Genomic DNA, 7,525 nt, shown 5'->3' with positions numbered 1-7,525 from the left:
TCAACTCTTCGAAGTGCAGTAGATTCGTTTTTCAGCAAGGAGGCAGGCATCAAGGTCAACGACGACGAAGTCAAGGTGCGCGAGAACCGGCTGAAGCTGCTGAACGAAATCCGTGCCGCCACGCGCGCGGTAGCGGATTTTTCCAGGATACAGGATTAGCCAGGTAGCCGTCATCCCCGCGTGCGGCTTAGCGGTGAGACGTTGGTGTTAGATACCTTCCGCAACAACAGGCGCTCGGGATTATGGGTCCCTGCGTTCGCAGGGACGACGTTGCGAGATGGTGCGCCACACCGTCAGTCAACCAAAAGCCCCGCCCGGCGGGGGAGACCGGACGGGGCCTTGATGTCCGGAGCGCCGCTGCGGGCATCCGGACCATTCGTTCAGCGGCTGAACCCTTAATCGACCACTTGAACGATGCGGCGGGTGTTCGGATCGACCAGCACGGTCTGCCCGTTCACCACGGTGTAGCGATGGGTCGTGGCACCGTAAGTCTGCGGCACGTCGTAATAGGTGATGCCGGCGTCCGGCAGCACGCCGCCAACCACGATGCGATCCGGGACGGTGAATTTCGGTACCTGCTGGCGAATGACATATTCGCGGAATGCAGGACGCCGATCGGTGGCAATGCCATCCGTCTCGGTGATCACAACGGTATTGCCGCGCGCGGCGCCGGTGGTGATTTCGCCCTGCGCCTGCGCCGCGATCGGCACGCCGATGGCGCCGATGATTGCAGCGACGGCAAGAATTCTGTTCCGCATGAGCAACTCCTTCGAGGTGAAGCACGCTGGCCTGGCACAGCACGCAATGCCTACCCAATTCATCGCGCGGGGCATCGTTCCTGGAAACGACCCCGGTTCCGTTGCTGTAATTTTCGGCACTTTTTGCGGTTTGCGGAACCCATTGAAGCCACAAGCGTCTCCTATCGTGGAACCCTGCGGCGGGCTAAATTGTTCCTTGTCGATTCGCTTCGATCCCCCGCCAGCTTCACCGGAGAGATTCATGACCATCACCGCTGCCCACATTCAGCCCATTGTGGCGCTGATCGCCGGCATTCTCATTCTGATCATGCCGCGCTTCCTCAATTTCGTGGTCGCGATCTATCTGATCTTCATCGGGTTGGCGGGTCTCGGTCTGTTCAAGATGCTCAAGATCTAGCGTTCAACCGGGAACTCGCGCCTTGCGCGGAACTGTCCAAAGTGGTGTAAGGCGCGCAACTCCCCTTCCTCTCGCGGATTTATTGCAGTCATGGCCAAAGTCGCCTCCAAGCTCAAGAAAACCGTAGCGAAATCAAAGCCATCCTCCCCCGTGCGGGCGAAGGCCGCAGCTCCCGTGGCGGCCCGCAAGGCGCTGACGAAAAGCCCGGCCAAGCCGGCGCCGAAAGCCGCGAAGAAGCCCGCTGTCGTCAAGTCGCCGGCGAAGCCCGTGGCCGATGTGACAAAATCCGGCAAATGGGTGTTCACCTTCGGCGACGGCAAGGCCGAAGGCAAAGCCGGCCTGCGCGATCTGCTCGGCGGCAAGGGCGCCAACCTCGCCGAGATGGCCAATCTCGGCCTGCCGGTGCCTCCCGGCTTCACCATTCCAACCTCGGTCTGCACTTACTTCTACGCGCACGATAAATCCTATCCCCCCGCTCTGAAGGCGCAGGTCGAAAAGGCGCTGGACCATGTCGGCAAGCTGACCGGCAAGGCGTTTGGCGATGCGAAGAATCCGCTGCTGGTTTCGGTGCGCTCCGGCGGCCGTGCCTCGATGCCGGGCATGATGGACACCGTTCTCAATCTCGGCCTCAACGACAAGACCGTGGAAGCGCTGGCGGAACTGTCGGGCGATCGCCGTTTCGCCTATGACAGCTATCGCCGCTTTATCACCATGTATTCGGATGTCGTGCTCGGTTTCGAGCATCATCATTTCGAGGACATCCTCGATACCTTCAAGGACAGCCAGGGCTACACGCTCGACACCGATCTCACCGGTGACGACTGGGTCGATCTGGTCGGCCGCTACAAGGATGCGGTGGCGCGCGAGACCGGCAAGGATTTCCCGCAGGATCCGCACGCGCAATTGTGGGGCGCGATCGGCGCGGTGTTTTCATCCTGGATGAATGCGCGCGCGGTGACTTACCGCCGGCTGCACGACATTCCGGAATCCTGGGGCACCGCGGTCAACGTGCAGGCCATGGTGTTCGGCAATATGGGCGAGACCTCGGCGACCGGCGTTGCGTTCACCCGCAATCCCTCGACCGGCGAGAGCAAGCTGTACGGCGAATTCCTGATCAACGCGCAGGGCGAGGACGTGGTGGCGGGCATCCGCACGCCGCAGGACATCACCGAATTCGCGCGCAAGGAATCCGGCTCCGACAAGGCATCGATGGAAGTCGCGATGCCCGAGGCGTTCAATGAACTGACCAAGTTCTACACGCTGCTGGAAAAGCACTACCGCGACATGCAGGACATGGAGTTCACGGTCGAGCAGGGCAAGTTGTGGATGCTGCAGACCCGCGGCGGCAAGCGCACCGCGAAAGCCGCGCTTCGCATCGCGGTCGAACTCGCCAATGAAGGCCTGATCTCGAAGAAGGAAGCGGTGTCGCGGATCGATCCCGCCTCGCTCGACCAGTTGCTGCATCCGACCATCGATCCCGGCGCCAGGCGCGACATCATCGCCACCGGTCTGCCGGCTTCGCCGGGTGCGGCCTCGGGCGAAATCGTGTTCTCGTCGGATGAAGCGGCCAAGCTGCAGGCCGATGGCCGCAAGGTCATTCTGGTGCGGATCGAAACCAGCCCGGAAGACATTCACGGCATGCACGCCGCCGAAGGCATTTTGACCACCCGCGGCGGCATGACCTCGCATGCGGCGGTGGTGGCGCGCGGCATGGGCAAGCCCTGCGTCTCCGGCTGCGGCTCGATCCGCGTCGATTACGGCCGCGGCACCATGAGCATCGGTACCCGCACCTTCAAGACCGGCGACGTCATCACCATCGACGGATCGCTGGGCCAGGTGCTGGCCGGGCGGATGCCGATGATCGAGCCGGCGATGTCCGGCGAATTCGGCACGCTGATGGGCTGGGCCGATTCCTTCCGCAGGCTCGGGATCCGCGTCAACGCCGACACCCCCGAGGATGCCCGCACCGCCATCAAATTCGGCGGCGAGGGCATTGGGCTGTGCCGCACCGAGCACATGTTCTTCGAGGAAACCCGCATCCGCACCGTGCGCGAGATGATCCTTTCCGAGGACGAGCAGTCGCGTCGCGCCGCGCTCGCAAAGCTGTTGCCGATGCAGCGCGCCGATTTCGTCGAGCTGTTCGAGATCATGAAGGGCCTGCCGGTGACGGTCCGGCTGCTCGATCCGCCGTTGCACGAGTTCCTGCCGCACACCCAGGCCGAGATCGAGGAAGTCGCGCGCGCGATGAATACCGATCCGCGCCGGCTCGCCGACCGCGCCCGCGATCTCGCCGAATTCAATCCGATGCTCGGCTTCCGCGGCTGCCGTCTCGCCATCGCCTATCCCGAGATCGCGGAGATGCAGGCCCGCGCCATCTTTGAAGCCGCGGTCGAGGCGGAAAAGCGCACCGGCAAGGCGGTCGGCCTCGAGGTAATGGTGCCGCTGATCGCGACCAAGGCCGAGTTCGACCTGATCAAGGGCCGGATCGATTCCACCGCGCAGTCGGTGATGAAGGAGACCGGCAGGAAGCTCGCCTATCAGGTCGGTACAATGATCGAACTGCCGCGCGCGTGCCTGATGGCCGGCGAGATCGCCAAAACCGCCGAATTCTTCTCGTTCGGCACCAACGACCTGACGCAGACCACCTACGGCATCAGCCGCGACGATGCCGCGAGTTTCCTCGGCACCTATGTCGCCAAGGGCATCCTCGAAATCGATCCGTTCATCTCGGTCGACCGCGATGGCGTCGGCGAACTGGTCAAGATCGGCGTCGCGCGCGGGCGCAAGACCCGCCCGGGTCTCAAGGTCGGGATCTGCGGCGAACACGGCGGCGATCCCGCCTCGGTGGCGTTCTGCCACGAGATCGGACTCGACTACGTCTCCTGCTCGCCCTACCGCGTGCCGATCGCGCGGCTGGCCGCGGCACAGGCCGCACTCGGCAAGGCCGTCGCCAGCCAGGCCTGAGGCACGGCCACGGTTCACGAGACCGAAGCCGGCCGGGATTGTTCCCGGCCGTTTTTGTTCGTGCGAATGCGGGAACCCGTAATGATGCGCGGACTGATCTTCGTTGACGCGCCGTTTACCATTTCGGTCGAGCGCCTGTTTACCAAGCTTTTCGAAGCCATTCCGCCGCCCGCAACGTTCCCTTGCGTGTATCGCGCGTGCAACTGCGATTAACGCCCCGGCAACCTAAATTCGATACCAACGAAAAGGATCGAATTTTACGGATGTACTGAAATTCGATTTTGTGTGTGTAAGCGTTGCGTGAGTAATCGATGTCAGTAATGCGTAACCGGCCGAAGGGCGCGCGTTTCGCGCCCTTCGGTCTGGGTCTTTGCATCTTCGCATTGATCCCGACCGAGCTAGGATACCAGGATATCGCATCGCTGCTGGCCAGGCAGCCCGGTGTCGCGGAGCGCTGGCAGAAGCGCGTCTATTCCGCCGCCAGCAACATTCAGCTCGCCACCTACAGTTTCGGCCGTCCGATCGGCACCGCCTCGCCGCAGACCGTGAGCTATCGGCTGGCCCGCCTCGACAATCAGGACATCGACATCACGGGCTCGTTGACGCGCAATCCTCTGGTGCAGGCGCCGCCGCGCTATCAGATGTCCGACTTTCCGAGGGTCGACCGCACCCTGAAGGGCGACCGCCTCGTTACGGTCACGCCCGAACCGATTGCTCCGGCAGCCGCCGGGGGCGCTCCCGCCCGGGAAGATCCGTCGACCTCGAATGCGTCCGTGAAGGGCGCCAAGACCGCCGACGCCGCGCCGGCCGCCGAACCCGCGAGGCTCGATCCGGAACTGGCGGCAGCGCTGAGCGCGCCGCCGCTGGCGCAATATGATGTTTCGATGTCGCTCGAGGCCCAGCCGCTCGACGAACGGAAGGCCCCGTCCAGCGTCGCGGTCGCGCCGGCGCCGCCGCGCGACCATTTCTCGTTCAAGACCTCCAGCCTGTTTTTCGGCAGCTCCTCCCTCGGCACCGCCGAGAGCATGGAACGCTGGCAGCCCGGCGAAGAACCGATGATCGTGCTGCGGGAGACGCTGCCCGATCCGGACCTGAAGGTGATGGCGTCGCTGCCGACGCCGGCCGATGAACCGTCGAAGACCGTCGAGAGCGGCGAGAGCATTGCCGCCAAGGGCGAAGTCAACGCCGACAACCAGCGCGCCAAGACGCCGGCCGAGCGCCTCGGCCTCGTCGACGAGAAGTCACGCGCCAAGTCGGAAAAGTGCCTCACGGAAGTGATCTATTTCGAGGCGCGCGGCGAAGCGGTGCGCGGCCAGATTGCGGTGGCGCAGGTGGTGCTGAACCGCGCCTTCTCCGGCAAATATCCCGATACGGTATGCGGCGTGGTCTACCAGAACAAGCACCGTCATCTCGCCTGCCAGTTCACCTTCGCCTGCGACAACAATCCCGATGTGGTGAAAGAGCCCGACATGTGGGACCGCGCCAGGAAGATCGCGAAAGCGATGCTCGACGGCCAGATCTGGCTGCCGGAGGTGGCGAAATCGACCCACTACCACGCCTATTGGGTGCGCCCGTCCTGGGTCAGCGAAATGAAGAAGATGTACAAGACCGGCGTGCATACCTTCTACCGCCCGCGTAACTGGGGCGACGGCAGCGAGGCGCCGAGCTGGGGCACCATGGAACAGACTGCGGAAATCTCGGCGAAGCTCGCCGAAGCCGCCAGGAGTTCTGCCGAGTTGGCGAGCGCGACCGTGCGGCGGTAGCTATCCCGGTGGTTCGGTCACTGCTCCGGATTCGCATTGCTGCATTGCAAGAAACTTCCTCGATGATGGTTGGGATTTCCATGCGAATGCATTAACTCCCTGTCATGTGTTCCCCGGACCGTCCGGGCCCGACGCAGCCACCGGGGAATTTGCATGACCACCACCACAGGCGAGCTGCGTCCCGCTCCCGGCATCATCGGCTGGCGGACGCCGCTGGTGATCATCATTTGCGGCTGCGCGATCGCGCTGCTGAGTTTCGGGCCGCGGTCCAGCGTCGGCTTCTTCATTCAGCCGATGGGCCGGGACCTTGCATTGGGCCGCGACGTCTTCGGCCTCGCGCTGGCGCTGCAAAACCTGTTGTGGGGGTTGGGTCAGCCGGTGGCCGGCGCGATCGCCGACCGTTTCGGCGTTCTGCGCGTGATGGTTGTCGGTGCGCTGCTTTACGCTGGCGGCCTGCTGATGATGCGCTACGCCACCACCCCGCTGTCGCTGGATCTCAGTGCCGGCGTCCTGATCGGCTTCGGGCTTTCCGGCTGTTCGTTCAATCTGGTGCTCTCGGCCTTCAGCAAGCTGCTGCCGCCGGAGAGGCGCGGCATCGCGCTCGGCGCCGGCACCGCCGCCGGATCGTTCGGGCAATTCCTGTTCGCGCCGTTCGGCGTGGCGCTGATCGACAATGTCGGCTGGCAATCGGCGCTGATCGTGTTCGCGTGCCTGATGCTGCTGATCATTCCGCTGTCGCTGGCGCTGGCGACTCCGCCCGCGACCACCGCCGCCAATGCGCCCGTGGTGGAACAGCAATCGTTCAGAACGGCGCTGGCGGAAGCGTTCGGCCATCGCTCCTACGTGCTGCTGGTGCTGGGCTTCTTCACCTGCGGCTTTCAGCTCGCGTTCATCACCGTGCATCTGCCGGCCTACCTGTCCGACCGCGGCGTGTCAGCGCAAACCGGCGGCTGGGTGATCGCCGCCATCGGCCTGTTCAACATCATCGGCTCGCTCGGTGTCGGCTGGCTGCAGAACATATTTCCGAAGCGCTACATCCTGTCGGTGATCTATTTCACGCGCGCGCTGTCGATCCTCGTCTTCATCTCGTTCCCGATCACCACCTTCTCGGCGATCATGTTCGGCGCCGTCACCGGCCTGACCTGGCTCTCGACGGTGCCGCCGACCTCCGCGCTGGTCGCGCTGATGTTCGGCACCCGCTGGTTTGCCACGCTGTATGGATTTGCCTTCGTCAGCCATCAGGTCGGCGGCTTCCTCGGCGTGTGGCTGGGCGGCATCGTGTTCGAGGCGTTCGGCTCCTACACGCCGATCTGGTGGCTGGCGGTGCTGTTCGGCGTGCTGTCGGCGCTGATCAACCTGCCGATCGTCGAGGCGCCGGTAGCGCGCCCGGTTGCGCAACCGGCCTGATGAGGTAAACATCTCCGATCAGGCGTTTGGGGAGAGTTTACGTTGGCAATGTTCAAGGCGATCAGGATCGACAAGGCGGAAAAGGGCACCACCGCCGCGCTCACGCAATTCGACGAGGCCGAATTGATGGAAGGCGACGTCACGGTCGCCGTCGAATATTCGACGCTGAACTACAAGGACGGCCTGGCCGTCACCGGCAAGGCGCCGGTGGTGCGGCGCTTTCCGATGATCGCGGG

Annotated in this window: 5 protein-coding genes and 1 pseudogene; 5 read left to right on the top strand and 1 reads right to left on the bottom strand. The window is 63.8% G+C overall.

The window, feature by feature from the left end; translation table 11 throughout:
* Positions 1–395: 395 nt before the first annotated feature.
* A complete protein-coding gene (locus Q8N40_RS09100) occupies positions 396–758 on the bottom strand; it encodes a DUF1236 domain-containing protein (protein WP_305318225.1) in 363 nt (120 codons plus the stop codon).
* Positions 759–999: 241 nt separating this feature from the next.
* Here Q8N40_RS09100 and Q8N40_RS09095 point away from each other — a divergent pair, with 241 nt between their 5' ends.
* From Q8N40_RS09095 to Q8N40_RS09075, 5 genes and pseudogenes are all read left to right on the top strand, one after another.
* On the top strand, positions 1,000–1,155 hold the full coding sequence (locus Q8N40_RS09095) for a DUF3096 domain-containing protein (RefSeq protein ID WP_305711588.1): 156 nt from the start codon (positions 1,000–1,002) through the stop codon (positions 1,153–1,155).
* 90 nt (positions 1,156–1,245) lie between these two features.
* The gene (gene ppdK, locus Q8N40_RS09090; protein WP_305711587.1) at positions 1,246–4,119 is read left to right on the top strand and encodes a pyruvate, phosphate dikinase; all 2,874 of its coding nucleotides are present in this window, start codon (positions 1,246–1,248) and stop codon (positions 4,117–4,119) included.
* Between the two features lie 311 nt (positions 4,120–4,430).
* Positions 4,431–5,882 carry a cell wall hydrolase gene (locus Q8N40_RS09085; RefSeq protein WP_305711586.1) on the top strand — a complete coding sequence of 484 codons (1,452 nt, stop codon included), beginning with the start codon at positions 4,431–4,433 and terminating at the stop codon, positions 5,880–5,882.
* Positions 5,883–6,035: 153 nt separating this feature from the next.
* A complete protein-coding gene (locus Q8N40_RS09080) occupies positions 6,036–7,289 on the top strand; it encodes an MFS transporter (protein ID WP_305711585.1) in 1,254 nt (417 codons plus the stop codon).
* 42 nt (positions 7,290–7,331) lie between these two features.
* Positions 7,332–7,525: pseudogene (locus tag Q8N40_RS09075) on the top strand (oxidoreductase); the annotation flags it as partial.

The organism is Bradyrhizobium sp., assembly GCF_030693485.1.
Taxonomy (GTDB): Bacteria; Pseudomonadota; Alphaproteobacteria; order Rhizobiales; family Xanthobacteraceae; genus Bradyrhizobium.
This window is presented reverse-complemented; position numbering and strand designations above follow the sequence as displayed.

Excerpts from the sequence above, each read along its gene's own strand:
- Q8N40_RS09100 (WP_305318225.1), bottom strand. The coding sequence starts at position 758 with ATGCGGAACAGAATTCTTGCCGTCGCTGCAATCATCGGCGCCATCGGC.
- Q8N40_RS09080 (WP_305711585.1), top strand. The coding sequence starts at position 6,036 with ATGACCACCACCACAGGCGAGCTGCGTCCCGCTCCCGGCATCATCGGC.
- ppdK (WP_305711587.1), top strand. The coding sequence starts at position 1,246 with ATGGCCAAAGTCGCCTCCAAGCTCAAGAAAACCGTAGCGAAATCAAAG.
- Q8N40_RS09095 (WP_305711588.1), top strand. The coding sequence starts at position 1,000 with ATGACCATCACCGCTGCCCACATTCAGCCCATTGTGGCGCTGATCGCC.
- Q8N40_RS09085 (WP_305711586.1), top strand. The coding sequence starts at position 4,431 with ATGTCAGTAATGCGTAACCGGCCGAAGGGCGCGCGTTTCGCGCCCTTC.